The 17,362-nt window shown below is 71.4% G+C and carries 17 protein-coding genes; 14 read left to right on the forward strand and 3 right to left on the reverse strand.

The genetic code is table 11. The features are described 5' to 3' along the window. Positions 1-92: 92 nt before the first annotated feature. The 6 genes from AB0D74_RS14100 (at position 93) to AB0D74_RS14125 (ending at position 6,415) form a co-directional block, all read left to right on the forward strand. Positions 93-1,304 (forward strand): hypothetical protein, encoded by a 1,212-nt coding sequence (locus tag AB0D74_RS14100; protein ID WP_362584855.1) that lies wholly within the window; start codon positions 93-95, stop codon positions 1,302-1,304. Further along, complete coding sequence (locus AB0D74_RS14105; protein WP_362584858.1) at positions 1,301-3,175, forward strand: AAA family ATPase; 1,875 nt, start codon at positions 1,301-1,303, stop codon at positions 3,173-3,175. Before AB0D74_RS14100 ends, AB0D74_RS14105 begins: the two co-directional genes overlap by 4 nt. Next, positions 3,172-3,825: a 4Fe-4S single cluster domain-containing protein gene (locus tag AB0D74_RS14110; protein ID WP_362584861.1), complete on the forward strand. Its 654-nt coding sequence runs from the start codon at positions 3,172-3,174 to the stop codon at positions 3,823-3,825. Before AB0D74_RS14105 ends, AB0D74_RS14110 begins: the two co-directional genes overlap by 4 nt. Positions 3,826-4,007: 182 nt before the next feature. Further along, positions 4,008-4,391 (forward strand): FHA domain-containing protein, encoded by a 384-nt coding sequence (locus AB0D74_RS14115; RefSeq protein WP_362584864.1) that lies wholly within the window; start codon positions 4,008-4,010, stop codon positions 4,389-4,391. Between the two features lie 215 nt (positions 4,392-4,606). Beyond that, positions 4,607-5,293, forward strand: a complete 687-nt coding sequence (gene rpe / locus AB0D74_RS14120; RefSeq protein WP_362584867.1) for a ribulose-phosphate 3-epimerase — start codon at positions 4,607-4,609, stop codon at positions 5,291-5,293. A 78-nt stretch (positions 5,294-5,371) separates the two neighbouring features. Next, the gene (locus AB0D74_RS14125; RefSeq protein ID WP_362584869.1) at positions 5,372-6,415 is read left to right on the forward strand and encodes a sugar-binding domain-containing protein; all 1,044 of its coding nucleotides are present in this window, start codon (positions 5,372-5,374) and stop codon (positions 6,413-6,415) included. Positions 6,416-6,564: 149 nt separating this feature from the next. Here AB0D74_RS14125 and AB0D74_RS14130 read toward each other — a convergent pair whose 3' ends face one another. Further along, positions 6,565-7,152, reverse strand: a complete 588-nt coding sequence (locus AB0D74_RS14130) for a TetR/AcrR family transcriptional regulator (RefSeq protein WP_362584872.1) — start codon at positions 7,150-7,152, stop codon at positions 6,565-6,567. Positions 7,153-7,222: 70 nt separating this feature from the next. Then, positions 7,223-8,542, reverse strand: coding sequence for an MFS transporter (locus tag AB0D74_RS14135; protein ID WP_362584875.1), 1,320 nt, complete (start codon positions 8,540-8,542; stop codon positions 7,223-7,225). A 269-nt stretch (positions 8,543-8,811) separates the two neighbouring features. On the opposite strand from AB0D74_RS14135, the gene AB0D74_RS14140 reads away from it, so the two are divergent. The 4 genes from AB0D74_RS14140 (at position 8,812) to AB0D74_RS14155 (ending at position 12,255) form a co-directional block, all read left to right on the forward strand. After that, positions 8,812-9,783: a Dyp-type peroxidase gene (locus AB0D74_RS14140; RefSeq protein ID WP_362584878.1), complete on the forward strand. Its 972-nt coding sequence runs from the start codon at positions 8,812-8,814 to the stop codon at positions 9,781-9,783. A 1-nt stretch (position 9,784) separates the two neighbouring features. Next, on the forward strand, positions 9,785-10,096 hold the full coding sequence (locus AB0D74_RS14145; RefSeq protein ID WP_362584880.1) for a barstar family protein: 312 nt from the start codon (positions 9,785-9,787) through the stop codon (positions 10,094-10,096). A gap of 161 nt (positions 10,097-10,257) precedes the next feature. Further along, positions 10,258-11,700, forward strand: a complete 1,443-nt coding sequence (locus AB0D74_RS14150; protein WP_362584883.1) for a GuaB1 family IMP dehydrogenase-related protein — start codon at positions 10,258-10,260, stop codon at positions 11,698-11,700. A gap of 102 nt (positions 11,701-11,802) precedes the next feature. Then, entirely contained in the window at positions 11,803-12,255 is a 453-nt protein-coding gene (locus tag AB0D74_RS14155; protein WP_046726552.1) for an Lrp/AsnC family transcriptional regulator, read from the forward strand. A gap of 177 nt (positions 12,256-12,432) precedes the next feature. Here AB0D74_RS14155 and AB0D74_RS14160 read toward each other — a convergent pair whose 3' ends face one another. Continuing rightward, positions 12,433-13,173, reverse strand: coding sequence for a GntR family transcriptional regulator (locus AB0D74_RS14160; protein WP_362584887.1), 741 nt, complete (start codon positions 13,171-13,173; stop codon positions 12,433-12,435). 225 nt (positions 13,174-13,398) lie between these two features. Between AB0D74_RS14160 and AB0D74_RS14165 the strand changes: the two genes are divergently transcribed. The 4 genes from AB0D74_RS14165 to AB0D74_RS14180 are packed head-to-tail and all read left to right on the forward strand — an operon-like array spanning position 13,399 to position 17,329. After that, on the forward strand, positions 13,399-14,559 hold the full coding sequence (locus AB0D74_RS14165; RefSeq protein ID WP_362584890.1) for an ABC transporter substrate-binding protein: 1,161 nt from the start codon (positions 13,399-13,401) through the stop codon (positions 14,557-14,559). Beyond that, entirely contained in the window at positions 14,556-15,455 is a 900-nt protein-coding gene (locus AB0D74_RS14170; protein ID WP_362584893.1) for an ABC transporter permease subunit, read from the forward strand. Before AB0D74_RS14165 ends, AB0D74_RS14170 begins: the two co-directional genes overlap by 4 nt. Further along, entirely contained in the window at positions 15,440-16,258 is an 819-nt protein-coding gene (locus AB0D74_RS14175; protein WP_362584896.1) for an ABC transporter permease subunit, read from the forward strand. The genes AB0D74_RS14170 and AB0D74_RS14175 overlap by 16 nt, the downstream gene beginning before the upstream one ends. Before the next feature lie 6 nt (positions 16,259-16,264). Further along, positions 16,265-17,329: an ABC transporter ATP-binding protein gene (locus AB0D74_RS14180; RefSeq protein WP_362584899.1), complete on the forward strand. Its 1,065-nt coding sequence runs from the start codon at positions 16,265-16,267 to the stop codon at positions 17,327-17,329. The last annotated feature ends 33 nt before the right edge of the window (positions 17,330-17,362 follow it).

Here is a 17,362-nt window from a genome sequence, read left to right on the forward strand (position 1 = left end):
GCCGTGCCCCGTAATGGCCCGGTGCAGGCGCAGAAATCCCGCCGTCGGGCGGTCGGTTGCGGTATGTGGCCAGGAACAGCCAGGAGGTGGGCATGAGTTCGATGGGATCGGCGTCGTACCGGGTGGAGACACCCGAGGAGATCGAGGCACGCAGGCGCAGGGCCGCGCGTGAACGCTATCGGCAGGCGGTCCTGCGGCACACGAGACTGGCGGCCGAGACGGCAGCCTGCCGAGCCGCCCACGGCAGGCGGGTGACCGCGCTGCGACGTGTGGCGGAGTTACCCGAACGGGCCACGGCGGACCAGCTGGAAGCTGCGACGGCCGTGCTCACCGCCGAGACCGAGGGCGCGCGGCGGGTCTTGAAGGGGGAGGTGAAGGAAGCCTTCCTGGCCGAGCTGACCGCGCTGGCCCACCGCCCGGCACCCCGCGTGTCGCGCCGCCCCGACGCGGCACCGAGCGGCCCTGACACGGCGGAGATCGAACGCCGTCGTGCCATCGAACAAGCCGAGACAACGGCACGGCGCAGCGAGATCGCACGACGGGCCGCCGAGTTGACGACCCGGCTGCCCGCCGGGGTACCGGCCCCGGTACGGGAGCGCTGTCTGAGGAACGCCCGGCAGGCAGTGGAGGCCGAGGGCGCCGCAGCGGCCGAACTCGCGCTCGCGGCGTTGGAGGAGAACACCGCGCGGGCCGTCCGTGAGCAGCGACTCGTGGACTTGGCCGCAGAGCAAGCGGCGGCGCTCGTCGCACGGCTGGAGGACGTGCCCGGCGACCGCGCGGCGCCCCTGGCCTCGCGGCTCACGGCGGTGATCGACCAGGGGCGCCCCCAGGTGCCGCCCGATCTGGTCGCCGCTGTCGACGCGGCCGTCCGGGAGACGGACACCGAGCGACGGCGCAGGATCACCGCCCAGGCGCTGGCACAGGTTCTCGCCGACCTGGACTATCAGGTCGACGAGGGGTTCGAGACGGTTCTCGCTGACCGTGGGACGGCCTATGCCGCTCTACCCGACGAGCCCGGATACGGCCTCAAGGTGCTCTTCGACCGCGGGACTTCGACACTCCAGCACATCGTCGTTCGGGACGTCGGGGCCGACGGCGGAGGGAGCGCGGACCTGCGCGCCCAGAAGGCGTTCTGCGCCCAGCACACCACTTTGACCGCCCTGCTGCGCGCCCGGCAAGTCGAACTGGGGGAGGGCGACTTGCGGGAACCGGGGACCGTACCCGTGCCCCGGGTGGGCGCGGGGCTCATTCCGATACGCGAGAAGGCACAGGGCAGGCAGCGAGAGAGGGAGGCCGGAGCATGACCGCGTACGACACTCACATCGCCGGTAAGGATTCCGGCCCGGCGGACGACGGCTCAGAGCCACTGCCCGCCTGGGTACGGGAGGTGGAACTCGCGGTCAGCGCCCACCCGCAGATTCTGCTGACCGGCAACGTGCACGACCAGTATCTGCTCCCCGATCCGGAACTCGACGGCAGGCCGCGCTACATGGGGCTGGCGGAGGTGCTGGCCGGAGTTCTGTCGGCGCGAGGCTACGCCGCGGTGCTGACCACGGCGGGCGGTGAGGGACTGCGCCAGTTGTGGCCGGAACAGGGGTGTCCGGAAGCCATGAGCGAGGTGCTGCGCGTGGCCGAGGTGGAACTTCATCACCATCTCTCTCTGGGACAGCTGCGCAACGTGGTGACGGCGGTGGCCGGTCGTACGCCGCCCGAGCCGCCCGTCGCCCTGATCGTCACGGACGCCTCCCGCCTCCTGTCCGGGGAGCAGGCCACCTCGGAGGAACGGCTCTTCCTCTCCGTGGCGGACCGGCTGGCCTACCAGGCCATCCCCTCCGCGGCGGGCTATCCAGTGATCTTCTGGGTGCTGGACCGGGTCAACGACCTGCCCAGCTGGTTCACCACCGGAAACCACACACTGCGGGTCACCGTGGTACCTGAGCCGGATCTGAGCACCCGGCAGCGTGCCGCGCGCGAGTACGCTCCGCGGATGCTGCACGCCCCGGCCGACCCGGCGGAGCGGGCCATGCTCGCCTCGCGGTTCGCCGAGGCCACACACGGCATGCGGCTGCGGCAGATGCGGGACGTCGTCGAGCTGGCGCGGGCCGCCGGCATTCCGGCGGACCGGATCGAGGACGCCGTGCGCACCTTCCGGGTGGGCGTTCCGGACAACCCCTGGCAGCATCCGCTGCTCCGGACGCGGCTGGCGCATGCCGAGGAGGCGCTGGGCCAGCGGGTGCTGGGCCAGCCGGACGCCGTCCGGCGCGCGGTGGACATCGTGGCCAGGTCGGTCACCGGCCTGGCGGGCGCCCAGACCGGGGGCACGGGCACCAAGCCCCGAGGTGTGCTCTTCTTCTCGGGCCCCACGGGGGTGGGCAAGACGGAGCTGGCCAAGGCTCTCGCCGCGTTGCTGTTCGGCGACGAGCAGGCCTACCTGCGCTTCGACATGAGCGAATTCTCCGCCGAGCACTCGGAGGCCCGGCTGATCGGAGCACCGCCCGGATACGTCGGCCACGACGCCGGAGGCGAACTCACCAACGGCATTCGCGAGCAGCCCTTCAGGGTCGTCCTGTTCGACGAGATCGAGAAGGCGCACCCGCGCCTGATGGACAAGTTCCTGCAGATCCTCGACGACGGAAGGTTGACCGACGGCCGTGGCGCGACGGTGTACTTCACCGAGACCCTGCTCGTGTTCACCACCAATCTCGGTGTCATCACCGTGGACGAGGACGGCAAGCCCACGGAGAACGTCACCCCGGACGAGGACCTCGAGGACATCGAGAAGAAGGTGCGCGAACACCTCCAGGTGTACTTCCGCTACCTCCTCGGGCGGCCCGAGCTGTACAACCGCATTCAGCAGAACGTCGTCGTCTTCGACTTCCTGCGGTCGCCGGTGACCGAACAGATCGCAGACCGGTCCGTGGAACGCGTCGTCGAAACGGTCCGGAGGGTGCACGGCGTGACCGTCGAACTGACGGACGACGCGCGGGACCACGTGCGTGAGCTGGCCACCTACGACCTGCGCAACGGCGGGCGCGGCATCGTCTCCGAGGTGGAGGCGGTCCTCGTCAACCCACTGGCACGGGAGCTGTTCCTGCGTCCGCGGCGGCACGGAGAGGTCCTGCGGATCACGGGCCTGCTGCCGGACGGGCAGAACTGGAAAGTGGTCACGGAGTGAACCTTCGCATCGCACGGCTGCACCATCCGGTGACCGCATTGGGGCCGGGCATCCGGCTCGGCATCTGGACCCAGGGCTGTTCCTTGGCTTGCCCAGGGTGTCTGTCCCGTGACACCTGGTCGGCCGGGCCCGAGCACGCGGTACCGGTCCGCTCGGTGCTCGACTGGTGCGAGGGCCACGCCGCGGACGGGGTCGACGGGGTGTCCCTCAGTGGCGGCGAGCCCTCCGAGCAGCCCGAGGCACTCGGCGAATTGCTGAACGGACTGGCCGAACGGCGTGAGAGGTACCACTGGGACCTGTTGTGTTGGACGGGACTGGAGGAGGCCGAGTTCGCTGCTCGCTGCCCGGCGGCGTATGGCCTCCTGGACGGCCTGGTCACGGGGCCGTACCGGGCGGCGGAGGCCGGCGGAGGCCGATGGCGCGGCTCCGCCAACCAGCGTCTGATTCCACTCACCGCACTGGGGCGGGAACGGTACGGACCCTGGACCGGCACGGAACCGGCGCCGGACGCCCCGGGCGAGCTCCAGTTCCAGGTGGAGTCGGACCGGGTGTACGTCATCGGCGTTCCTCGCCCGGGAGATCCGGCGCGGATCCAGAGGGCCCTGGCGCAGCGCGGTGTGATGCTGGACGGTGTGACATGGCGGCCATGATCTGTCCCCGTGGGTGCGCGGAACCGGGTGACAGCTCCCTCTGCGCCCAGTGCGGGGAATTCCTGCGGCGGGCGCCCGCGGCACCGCCTCCGCAGCCGACGCCCTCGCCCACCGGGGCGGGACCAATGGTCTGCTGCCCAGAATCGGGCTGCGACCTGGAACTCATCGACGGGGAGTGCCTCGTGCACGGCGCCACCCTGGCGCACCGGCAGCCCGGTGTCCCCGAACGTCAGGCACTGTCCGTGAGATTCCCCTGGGAAACGCTTCCGGTCACCGACGTTCCGCTGGTCGTGGGCCGCTCGACGGCCGAGGCGGGGCGGTTCGCGGAGCGCCTGGCGGAGTACGGCCGCTGGGCCGGCCAGGACTACCGCAATCTGTCCAGAGTCCACGCCGTCATCTGGTCGGATCCGGCCGGGAACTGGATCAGGCACGTCGGGCGGACCAACATCACGACGCTGAACGGGAGCGGCCTGGAGCCGAACGAGGCGACACGCCTTCGTGCGGGTGATGTCCTGAGGTTCGTGAAGGGCCTGACAGCGAGTGTCGTCCCCACCACACCCCCGTGACCGGAGGCGGTCTCCGCACCCGATCGCGCCTCCTGATCCGTGGCTCGCACCTGGGCACGGGGCCGGGTATCGCCCCAGTGGCACGGCTGGGCAGCGCCCGTAGGGGCGCGGGAACTGCGCGGCCGGCCCCCACCGGCCCCCACCGGCCCGCAGCCGGACGACAGCGGCCCCAACCCCGGTCGGCCCACCCCGCCAGGGCATGGCACGCTTGGGGCATGGCCGTGCAGATCAACCCCAGCATCCTGTCCGCCGACTTCGCCCGCCTCGCGGACGAGGCGAAGGCGGTCGAAGGCGCCGACTGGCTCCACGTCGACGTCATGGACAACCACTTCGTCCCGAACCTCACGCTCGGTGTACCGGTCGTAGAGTCACTGGCCCGTGCTACGGACACCCCGCTGGACTGCCATCTGATGATCGAGGCCCCCGACCGGTGGGCACCCCAGTACGTCGAAGCGGGTGCCTCCTCCGTCACCTTCCACGTGGAGGCCGCCGCCGCGCCCGTGCGGCTCGCGCGGGAGATCCGGGCCAAGGGCGCCCGCGCCTCCATGGCGCTCAAGCCCGCCACGCCCATCGAGCCGTACGAGGACCTGCTCCCCGAGCTGGACATGCTGCTGATCATGACGGTGGAGCCCGGTTTCGGAGGTCAGGCGTTCCTCGACATCATGCTGCCGAAGATCCGCCGCACCCGGGAGTTGATCAGCAAGCACGGACTGGAGCTGTGGCTCCAGGTCGACGGTGGAGTTTCCGCGTCGACGATCGAACGGTGCGCGGACGCCGGAGCCGACGTTTTTGTGGCAGGTTCGGCGGTGTACGGGGCAAACGACCCGGCAGAGGCGGTACGTGCACTACGCACCCAGGCGGAGACGGCGACGGCCGCCGCGTCGTGGGCGTGCGACCACTGAGGTACGGGAACGTGAACGGCTCCGATCAGGGCTGATCAACTGCGCCGGATCTGCAAGGATGAACGGCGTATCCAGAGTGTGAACAGCAGTGAGGAGATGGCCGTGTCGGGTATGTCGGCGGGCCGGTCAGCCATGCGGATGGGACCCGCAGAGCTGGTGCAGGCGGCGGCCATGGCCCGCCGCTTCTATCTCGAAGGCAAGTCCAAGATCCAGATCGCCGAGGAGTTCGGCGTCAGCCGCTTCAAGGTGGCCCGGGTACTGGAGACTGCCCTCGAAAGGGATCTCGTACGCATCGAGATCCGCGTACCGGCCGAACTGGACGCCGAGCGCTCGGACGCGCTCCGTGCCCGGTACGGCCTGCGGCATGCCGTCGTGGTCGAGTCCCCGGCCGAGGCGGAGGAGACCCCGGACCCGGAGAACCTGGGCGAGGTGGCCGCGGACCTGCTCGGCGAGCTCGTCAACGAGGGGGACGTACTCGGCCTGGCCTGGGGCCGCTCCACCATCCACATGGCCGCCGCGCTCGACCGGCTGCCGCCCTGCACGGTGGTGCAGCTGACCGGTGTGTACGACGCCGGGACCTCCGAGCGCGGCTCGGTCGAGGCCGTCCGGCGTGCCGCCCAGGTGTCGGGCGGCGACGCGCACCCGATCTACGCGCCGATGCTGCTGCCCGACGCGGCCACCGCGGCGGCGCTGCGCAACCAGACCGGGATCGCCCGGGCCTTCGAGTACTTCGACAAGGTCACGGTCGCCTGCGTCTCCATCGGCTCCTGGGAGCCCGGCATCTCCACGGTGCACGACATGCTCAGCGACGAGGAGCGCGCGCACTACGCCACGCTGGGCGTCGCCGCCGAGATGGCCGCGCACCTCTTCGACGCCGAGGGCCGCCGGGTCGGACGTGACCTGGGGGAGCGCTGCATCACGGTCAAGGCCGACCAGTTGCGCCGTGTCCCGGAGGTCGTCGCGATCGCGGGCGGACAGCGCAAGGCCGCCGCGATCGACGCGGTGCTGCGGTCGGGGCTGGTCACCAGCCTCGTCACCGACACCTCGGCCGCCGACTACCTGATGACGGCGGGCAGCAGCCCCAAGCCCGCGCTGAACCGCGCGGACCCGGACGGTCCCTGAACCGGGAGCACGGCAGCGCCGCGGCAGCACGGGTGACAACGCTGCCGCGGCGCTTCTGCCTTTCGGATCCCCCGGACCGCGTCGGCCTTTCGGGCCTCCAGGACCGCTTCGGCCGTCGGGTGTTCAGGGCCGCGTCGGCCGTCGGGTGTTCAGGTCTGCTTCGGAAGGGTCGCGTCGATCAGCAGGCCGGCCGCGTCCCGGGCGACCGCGCCCGCCGACGGGTCGCGGTCCATCCGTGCGGACACCCCGCTCCCGTCGTACAGCAGGTGGAGCTGGTGGGCGAGCGCCTCGGGGCGCGGGGCGCCGGCGTCCCGGGCGAGGCCGGTGAGCAGCGCGCGGATCCAGGCACGGGCGGTGTCGGAGGCCTCCTCGATGGCGCTGCCGTGCTTGGCCTCCGCGCTCGCCGCCACGAAGGCGCAGCCGTGGTAGTTCTGCTGGGCGAGCAGCTCGGCCTGGGCGTCGAAGACCGCCAGCAGCCGGTCGCGCGGGGTGCCGGCGGCGTCGACGGCGCGCAGCAGCCGCTCGGTCAGCTTGGTGTGCCGGGCGTCGAGGTAGGCGCGGATGAGCTCTTCCTTGCCGCCGAAGGTGTTGTACAGCGACGCCTTGGCGACCCCGGCGTGCTCGATGATCCGGTCGATCCCGACCGTCTGCACGCCCTCCGCGTAGAACAGCTCGTTCGCGGCCGAGAGCAGCCGCTCCCGGGCCGTGGGAGCCTTGGCGCTCGACGTCTTCGTCATGCCACCCACCTTCTCGACTTCTCGACTCTACGGCTGACCAGACCGGTCTACTCAGTGGTCGGGACGCCGTTCACCGGGACGCGTCCGCGTGCTCGGCCCGGACGGCCGGGGTGCCGCCGGAGGCCACCAGCACCCCCGGTGCGCTCTGCGGCCTGCCGCGCAGCAGCAGGGCGGCGAGGGCCAGCAGGGCCAGGGCGATGACCACCGCGCCGTACTCCTCGGAGGTCGGGACCAGCCCGCCGCCGTGCACCACCAGCACACCGGCGAGCACGGAGGGGACGCCCATGCCGAGGTAGGAGACGACGAAGAGCAGGGACAACACGCCCGAGCTCTCGTGCGGCCTGGTCAGCGGCATCACGGTGCGGATGCCGCCCTGGAAGCCGCTGCCGAAGCCGAGGCCGGCCACGGCCGTGCCGACGAAGAACAGCACCGGGGCGCCGCGGTCCACGGCGACCAGGGTGAGCGCCACCCCGGCGATCAGCGCGGCGATGCCGGTGTACGTCACGGTGGTCGCCGAGGCGCCGCGCAGGGCGAGGACCGAGCTTGCCGCCACGAACGCCAGGACGAAGAGGCCGAGGCCGCCCCAGACGGCGGAGGTGGAGCCGACCAGGGTGCGGACCAGGGCCGGGCCGAGGGAGCCGTAGAACCCGGCCAGCGCCCAGACGGCGAACATGACCGGGGCCGTCGCCAGGACGGCACCGCGGACGGTGCGCGGGAGCCTGATCTCGGGCACCAGGCTGGCCAGTGCGCCGGGCGCGCGGGTGACGGTCTCGTCGATCAGGGCGATGGCGACGGCCTGCGCCGCGAACACGACGAGCAGGCCGAGGTAGATCGTGTGGGTCGGGGCGGGCAGGTACTGCACGACGAATCCGCTGACCAGGGCGCCGGTCGCGGTGCCCAGACCGGGGACGAAGGCGTTCGCGAGCGTGCCGCGGGAGCGGTTGATGTCCATCATCCCGGCGCCGATCGCACCGAGGGCGGCGCCGGTGGACAGGCCCTGCACGACACGGGCGGTGAGCAGTTCGCCGACGCCCCCGGCGGTGGAGAAGACCAGCATCGCGGCGGCCTGGGCGGCGATCGCGGTGATCAGGACCGGGCGGCGGCCGACGTGGTCGGACAGCTTGCCGAGGACCAGCAGGCCGACGAGGACGGCGATGGCGTAGACGCCGAAGACGATCGTGGTGGTGATCGGGGTGAAGCCCCATTCGGCCTGGTAGGTCGCGTAGAGCGGGGTGGGCGCGCTGGAGGCGGCGAGGAAGGAGACGACGACGGAGGCGAGCACGTAGAACGCCGCGCGCGGCGGGATCGGCCTGCGTGCTGCCGTCGCGCGCTCGGTGCGCTCAGCGCGCTCCGTGCGCTCGGTTCGCTCGTGCGGTGCGAGGTGGTTCATCGGAGATCCTTCGCGAGGACGGGGGCCGAGGTGCGTCGGTTCGGGGACCGTAGTGAGTAGACCGGTCTGTCTAACTGTGCTGGTCAACATCATGGACAGGTCTGTCTATTCCGCTCGGCGAAGGAAGTTTCCCGGAGAGTTTCCGGGCAGGGACCGGTGCGCCCGGGACGGTCTCGGCACCGCTGTTTGGAGCGTCTTCGTCCGATGGACGCCGTCAACCCCGAGTATGTGTACGACAGGCCGTGTGCCGATCGCATCGGGAGGACGCGTTGACCACTGAACCCCAGTCCGTGCCGGGAACCGAACCGCAGCCGGTGCTCGGTCCGTTGACCACCGCCGCGATCTTCCTGGTGCTCGGCGTCCGCCCCGGCGGCGAGGGCACGGTGCGGGAGGTGCTGGGGGATCTGCGGGCGCTCCAGCGCAGTTTCGGGTTCGGGTCGCCGGAGGCCGCGCTGAGCTGTGTGGCCGGGGTCGGCTCCGCTGCCTGGGACCGTCTGTTCGACCACGAGCGCCCGGCGGGACTGCACCCCTTCCGGCCGCTGGAGGGAGCCCGGCACAGCGCGCCCGCCACCCCCGGCGACCTCCTCCTGCACATCAGGGCCACCCGGTTCGACCTGTGCTTCGGGCTCGCCGCCGAGATCATGCACCGGCTGCGCGAGGCGGTGACCGTCGAGGACGAGGTGCCGGGCTTCAGGTACCTGGACGCGCGCGACCTGCTCGGCTTCGTCGACGGCACCGAGAACCCGGTCGGCGCCGCCGCCCGCAGGGCCGTCCTGATCGGCGCCGAGGACCCCGGCCATGCCGGCGGCAGCTATGTGGTCGTGCAGAAGTACCTCCACGACCTCGACGCCTGGAACGCGCTGCCCGTCGAGACGCAGGAGCGGATCATCGGCCGTACGAAGGCCGCCAACATCGAACTGGACGAGCCGGCCTCCCACAAGGGCCTGAACACGGTCACCGGACCGGACGGCGAGGAGCTGAAGATCCTGCGGGACAACATGCCCTTCGGCACTCCGGGCGGCGGCGAGTTCGGCACCTACTTCATCGGGTACGCCCGGACGCCCGACGTCGTCGAGCAGATGCTGCGCAACATGTTCCTCGGCACCGGGGACGCCACCCACGACCGGATCCTCGACTTCTCCACCGCGGTCACCGGCACGCTCTTCTTCGTGCCCTCCGACGGCTTCCTGGACGACCTGCCCGCGCTCCCCGGCGGCACGGCCTCACGCGGAAGCCGCTGAGATGGCGACGAGCCCGCATCTGGTCACCCTCGACCTCGACGGGGTCGCCGACAAGGCCGGCCTCATGGACCGGATCGCCGCCGCCCTCGAGCTGCCCGGCTGGTTCGGGCGCAACTGGGACGCCCTCACCGACAGCCTCCGCGACCCCTCGGTGTGGCCGCCGGAGGCCGTCGACCGCGGGCTCCTGATCGTCGTCACCGACTGGCAGGGATACGCGCGGAGCAGACCGGACGAGTGGGAGACCGCCCGGCAGGTGTTCACCGACGCCTCCGCCGACGAACCCGCGCTGACCGTCGCCCTTGCCCTCCGCTGACCTCGTCGCAGCCCCTGTAGGTTCGTCCAAACAGGCTCTGACCTGCCTGGACGTTCGTCCCGGGCATGGCGCGCCGGTCGGCATGGGAGAATGAAGTACGTGCTTTTCCCTCTGGCCGGCCGGTCCGGGGGTCACCTCTGATCGACTGGGATGTGCGGCACGTGCGATTCCTCAATGACCTCCAGCCCGCGTACGACCTGACGTACGACGACGTCTTCATGGTGCCGAGCCGTTCCGCGGTCGGCTCGCGTCAGGGCGTGGACCTCGGCTCGCCGGACGGCACGGGCACCACCATCCCGCTGGTCGTCGCCAACATGACGGCGATCGCGGGCCGCCGGATGGCCGAGACGGTGGCCCGGCGGGGCGGACTCGTCGTGATCCCGCAGGACATCCCGATCGACGTGGTCACCGATGTCATCACCTGGGTCAAGAGCCGCCACCTGGTGCTCGACACCCCGATCGTGCTGGCCCCGCACCAGACCGTCGCCGACGCGCTGGCCCTGCTGCCCAAGCGGGCGCACAACGCCGGTGTCGTCGTCGACGAGGACGGCCGCCCCGTCGGTGTCGTCACCGACCGGGACCTCACCGGCGTCGACCGGTTCACCCAGCTCGCCGAGGTCATGTCCCGCGACCTGCTGCTCCTCGACGCGGACATCGACCCCCGCGAGGCGTTCAACAAGCTGGACGGCGCCAACCGCCGCTACGCCCCGGCGGTCGACCGGGACGGCAAGCTGGCCGGCATCCTCACCCGCAAGGGCGCCCTGCGCGCCACGCTGTACACCCCGGCGACCGACGCGCACGGCCGGCTGCGCGTCGCCGCCGCCGTCGGCATCAACGGCGACTTCGCGGACAAGGCCAAGCAACTGCTCGACGCGGGCGTCGACACGCTCGTCATCGACACCGCGCACGGCCACCAGGAGTCGATGATCAACGCGATCAGGCTGGTCCGCGGCCTCGACCCGCAGGTCCCGATCGCGGCCGGCAACATCGTCTCCGCCGAGGGCGTCAAGGACCTCGTCGACGCGGGCGCGGACATCATCAAGGTCGGCGTGGGCCCCGGCGCCATGTGCACCACCCGGATGATGACCGGCGTCGGCCGGCCGCAGTTCTCGGCGGTCCTGGAGTGCGCCGCCGAGGCACGCAAGCACGGCAAGCACGTGTGGGCCGACGGCGGTGTGCGGCACCCGCGTGACGTCGCCATGGCGCTGGCCGCGGGTGCGTCCAACGTGATGGTCGGCTCCTGGTTCGCGGGCACCTACGAGTCCCCGGGCGACCTCCAGCAGGACGCCGACGGGCAGCTGTACAAGGAGTCGTTCGGCATGGCCTCCGCGCGGGCGGTGCGCAACCGCACGTCCGAGGAGTCGGCCTACGACCGGGCGCGCAAGGCGCTCTTCGAGGAGGGCATCTCCACGTCCCGGATGTTCCTCGACCCGGCCCGGCCGGGGGTGGAGGACCTGATCGACTCGATCATCGCGGGCGTCCGCTCGTCCTGCACGTACGCCGGTGCGGGGTCGCTGGAGGAGTTCGCCGAGAAGGCGATCGTCGGCATCCAGAGCGCGGCCGGGTACGCGGAGGGCAAGCCGCTGCACGCGAGCTGGAGCTAGGCGCGTCCCGCCGGGCGCCGGTCCCGGGTTCGGGTCCGTGTTCTACTTCGTGTACGGCTGTCGCCGGTCCCGTCCTGCACCACCTGAAAGCTGAACGACCCCTTGCTGAACGATCTCGACGAACGCATCGTGCACGCCCTCGCCGAGGACGCCCGCCGCTCCTACGCGGACATCGGGCAACTGGTCGGCCTGTCCGCGCCCGCCGTCAAACGGCGGGTGGACCGGTTGCGCGCCACCGGAGCGATCACCGGATTCACCGTGCGGGTCGACCCGGCGGCCCTCGGCTGGGAGACCGAGGGGTTCGTGGAGATCTACTGCCGGCGCAACACGTCCCCGGAGACCATCCAGCGGGGCCTGGAGCGCTACCAGGAGGTGGTGGCCGCGTCGACGGTCACCGGTGAGGCCGACGCGGTCGTGCAGGTCTTCGCCTCCGACATGCGGCACTTCGAGAGGGTGCTGGAGCGGATCGCGGGGGAGCCGTTCGTGGAGCGCACCAAGTCGGTGCTGGTGCTGTCGCCGCTCCTGAGGAGGTTCTCCTCGGGGGCGCCGGGGTGAGAGCGGCGGAGGGCTCGGGGGGTGCGGTCGTGCGCCGGGTGCGGGCCGGTGGGGGTTGTTCGCGCAGTTCCCCGCGCCCCTTCAGGGCGCGGTTCCACCGCCGACCCAGCGGCGCGGGGAACTGCGCGACCAGCCACGAACCACCCGCACCCGGCGCACGACCGCACCCCCCACCCCCTACTCCGCGGTTTTTCTCGCCAACGCGTTGTTCCCGATGGAGTTGTGCACACTGAAGCTCACCGCGTCCGACCGGTAGCGGTCGTCGGACCACTCCACCGGCCGCCCCTCCCGCGTGGTCGTCACGCGCCGCACCCGCAGCAGCGGGCTCGTGCGGCGGATGCCGAGCAGTTCGGCGTCCTGGGCCCCCGCCGCCACCGCGTCGATGACGTGCTCGCCGTACGCGAAGACCAACCCCTTGTCCTCGTACAGGCGTTGTGTGACCGACGGGCATTCCGGCTCTATCGCCTCGACCGCCGGGGAGATCCAGTCCGCGTAGACCGTGCGCTCCAGCAACACCGGCTCGCCGTCCAGCCCGCGGACCCGCAGCACATGCAACACGGGCGTACCGACGGCCAGTTGAAGGCGTACGGCGTCCTCCTGCGTGGCCGGCCGGTACTCCTGGGACACCACGTGTCCCGTCGCCTCGCGGCCCATCGCCCTCGCCCACTGCGCGAAGCTGCGCAGCTCCGCGAAGCTCTGGCTGCGGCGGCTGGCCAGGACCACCCGGCGGGCGCCCTGGCGGGAGCCGATCAGCCCCTCGGCGGTGAGCGCGGCGACCGCCTGGCGGACCGTGCCGCGGGAGACCCCGTACTCGGCGGCGAGCTCCGTCTCCGAGGGCAGCCGACTGCCGACGGTGTACTCCTCGCGGTCGATGGCGCGCCGCAGCTCGTCGGCGATCTCCTCGTGTCGCGCCGTCATGCTTCCCCTCTGAGTAGGCCGCTGTGCACAGCGTGACCAGGGTAATCGACGTTCCCAGGTGATTCGTGTCAGCCATGACTGTGCAGGGAATCAGGGGCTGGTGTTCCGTCGTCGTTCATGAACAGGACACTCGCACCGGGCGTACTAGGGTCAACTTGTTCAGACAAGTTCGCCCGGCGCCGCCCACAGCGCCACCCACCCTCGTGCGTACTCCCTGGAGAGACCGTGACCGTGTCCCTGCCGAGAACCGCCCTCCTCGGCGGCTCCCTCGCCGCCGTAGCCGCGCTTGCCCTCAGCGCCTGCGGCGCCGCCCCCGACAACGCCGCGTCCACCACCTCCGACGGCAAGAACGCCGCCACCGCCACCTCCGCCGCCGACCTCGGCGGCATGGACAAGCTGGTCGCCGCCGCCAAGAAGGAGGGCACGCTGCACATCATCGCGGTGCCCCGCGACTGGGCGAACTACGGCGCCATCATCGACGGCTTCAAGAAGAAGTACGGCATCAAGATCGAGGACGAGAGCCCCGACGGCTCGAGCCAGGACGAGATCAACGCCGTGACCTCGCGCAAGGGCCAGGACCGGGCGCCGGACGTGCTCGACCTCGGCTCCTCGTTCGCGCTGAGCGCCGCCCAGCAGGGGCTGCTCGCGCCGTACAAGGTGACCTCGTACGACGACATCGCCACCGGGCAGAAGGACCCGCAGGCCCGCTGGTACAACGACTACGGCGGCTACATCTCCATCGGCTGCGACGCGAAGCGGGTCAAGACCTGCCCGACCACCTTCGCCGACCTGCTCAAGCCGCAGTACAAGGGCCAGGTCGCCCTCAACGGCAACCCGACCAAGTCCGGTTCGGCCTTCGGCGGCGTGTACGCGGCGGCGCTCGCCAACAAGGGCTCCTTCGACGACATCCAGCCCGGTCTCGACTTCTTCGCCAAGCTGAAGAAGAACGGCAACTACACGCCGGTCGAGTCCACCCCGGCCACCGTCGAGAAGGGCGAGACGCCCATCTCCATCGACTGGGACTACCTGAACGCCGGTTACGCCGACGAGTTCAAGTCCAAGGGCGTCGACTGGAAGGTCAGCATCCCGACCGACGGCCAGTACGCGCAGTTCTACTCCCAGGCCATCAACAAGGACGCCCCGCACCCGGCCGCCGCCCGCCTGTGGCAGGAGTACCTGTACAGCACCGAGGGCCAGAACCTGTGGCTCAAGGGGTACGCGCGCCCGGTCCTGATGTCCTCGATGGAGAAGGCCGGCACGCTGGACAAGACCGCCGCCGCCAAGCTCCCCGCGGTCACCGGCACGCCCACCTTCCCGACCGAGGCCCAGCAGGACAAGGCCAAGACCGTCCTCTCGACCGGCTGGTCGAAGGCCGTCTCCGGATGACGGCCACGCTCACGCGGGCCGACGTGGCGTCCGCCGCTTCCCAGAAGCGGCGGCGCCGCGCCCCCGGCTGGCTCGCCGTCGTCCCGCTCCTCGCCTTCACGGCCGTCGCCTTCGGGCTGCCGGCCGTCGCCATGCTGAACGGCGCCTTCACGGTCAAGGACCCGGCCAGCGGCGTGAGTTCGTACACGGCGAGCAACCTCGGCGACTCGCTGCAGGGGCCGTACCTCACCGCCCTCGTGGGCAGCGTGAAGCTGTCCGCGCTCTCCGCCCTCATCGCCGCCGTCCTCGGGCTGCCGCTCGCGCAGGCCGTGGTCAGCTCGCGCTCCCGGGCGCTGCGCGAGGCCGTGCTCACCGCATCCGGCGTGCTCGCCAACTTCGGCGGCGTGCCGCTGGCGTTCGCGTTCGTGGCGACCCTCGGCAACGCCGGTGTGCTCACCGTGCACCTGCACCTCACGGACCACGGCTGGGACCTGTACAGCTTCTGGGGCCTGGTCCTCGTCTACCTGTACTTCCTGATCCCGCTGATGGTCCTCACCATCACCCCGGCCCTGGACGGACTGCGCACCCAGTGGCGCGAGGCCGCGCTCAACAACGGCGCCACCGGCGTGCAGTACTGGCGGTTCGTGGCCCTGCCCGTGCTCGCGCCCTCGCTGCTCGGCGGGCTCGTGCTGCTCTTCGGCAGCGCCTTCGCCGCCTACGCCACCGCCGCCGCGATGGTCGGCAGCGCGGTCCCGCTGGTCACCCTCCAGATCGCCGACGCCCTCTCCGGCAACGTCCTGGTCGGCCAGGAGAACGTGGCCCTCGCCCTGAGCCTGGACATGGTGCTGGTGGCCGGCCTGGTGATGGCCGTGTACCTGCCCCTGCAACGACGGAGCGCCCGATGGCTCGACGCCTGACCCCCTGGCGCTGGGCCGTCCTCGGCCTCGCCGCCCTCTACTTCCTGGTCCCGCTGGGCGCCTCCGTCCTCTTCACGGTCGACGTGCCCGGCCAGGGCGTCACCTTCGACGCCTACACCCAGATCCTGTCCGCCGACGGGTTCACCTCCAGCCTGCTGCTCTCGCTGGAGCTGGCCGTCGCCACCATCGCCGTCGTGCTGCTGCTGATGGTGCCGGCCGTGGTCGCCCTGCGGCTCAGCGCGCCCAAGCTGCGGCCCGTGGTCGAGATCGTCTGCTCGCTGCCGCTGGTGGTGCCGCCGATCGCGTTCGTCGCCGGCATCGTGACCGTGCTGAAGTGGGGCCCCGACTATTTGTCCCGGACCCCGCTGTTCGAGACGTTCGTCGCCGTCCAGAACCCGACCTTCCCGGTCGTGCTCGTCCTCGCCTACGTCGTGATGGCACTGCCCTTCGTCTACCGCGCGCTGGACGCCGGACTGCGCGCGATCGACGTGCGCACCCTCGTCGAGGCCGCCCGCAGCTGCGGCGCCTCGTGGCCGCAGGCCCTGGTCCGGGCCGTCCTGCCCAATCTGCGCGGGGCGCTGCTCAACGCGTCCTTCCTCACCCTGGCGCTGGTGCTCGGTGAGTTCACCGTCGCCCGGCTGCTGGGCTACCAGCCCTTCGCCGTGTGGATCTACAACGTCGGCGGCTCCCAGGCCCAGATGTCCGTCGCCGTCTCCGTGCTCAGTCTCCTGGTGACCTGGGCCCTGCTCCTCGCGCTCGCCGGTGCCGGCGGACGTGACCGAACCGCTTCCTCCCGGGGATGACACACCATGACCACCGCCACCCTTGAGAAGGCCGCGACCGTCGAATTCCGGTCGCTGCGGCGCGAGTTCGGCGCCACCGTCGCCCTCGACGGACTCGACCTGACCGTGCGGCCGGGGGAGTTCCTGGCCCTGCTCGGCCCGTCCGGCTGCGGCAAGACCACCGCGCTGCGCATGCTCGCCGGCTTCGAACACCCCGACTCCGGCGCCGTCCTGGTGGACGGCGAGGACGTCACCCATGTCCCGGCCCACCGCCGAGACGCCGGGATGGTCTTCCAGTCGTACAGCCTCTTCCCGCACCTGAACGCCGTCGACAACGTGGCCTTCGGGCTGCGCATGCGCAAGGTGCGCACGAGCGAACGGCGCGCCCGCGCCGCCGAGTTGCTTGACCTGGTCGGGCTCGGCGACAAGGGGGAGCGGTTCCCGCACCAGCTCTCCGGCGGCCAGCAGCAGCGCATCGCCCTCGCCCGCGCGCTCGCCCTGCGGCCCCGCGTGCTCCTCCTCGACGAGCCGCTGTCGGCCCTCGACGCCAAGGTCCGGCTGTCGCTCCGCGAGGAGATCCGCCGGCTCCAGCAGGAACTCGGCATCACCACCCTCTTCGTGACGCACGATCAGGAGGAGGCGCTGTCCATCGCCGACCGGGTCGCCGTGATGCGCGCCGGGCAGCTCGAACAGTGCGCCGAACCCGCCGAGTTGTACGGCCGTCCGGCCACCGCCTTCGTCGCCGAGTTCGTCGGCACGATGAGCCGGATCCCGGGGACGGTCAAGGACGGCACCGTCGAGGTGCTCGGACAGCGGCTGCCGGTCGACGGACAGGCGCCGGCCGCGGGCGAGGCCGACGTGCTCGTGCGGCCCGAGGCGGTCCAGGTGCGCGGGGACGGCGCCGGTACGGCCACCGTCGTCGCCACCGCCTTCCTGGGCGCGGTCGTCCGGGTCACCGTACGGCTCGCCGACGGCACCGAGGCCAAGGCCGACCTGCCCGCCCACGACGCCGCCGAGCTGGGCGCCGGATCCGCCGTGACCGTGTCGCTGCCCGAGCGGCCCGTGCTCGTGGCGCCACGCGTCCAGAAGTAACGCTTCCCGAAGTCCCCCCCCCACGTGAGGAAT

The organism is Streptomyces sp. NPDC048278, from assembly GCF_040652195.1.
In the GTDB taxonomy this organism is placed as follows: domain Bacteria; phylum Actinomycetota; class Actinomycetes; order Streptomycetales; family Streptomycetaceae; genus Streptomyces.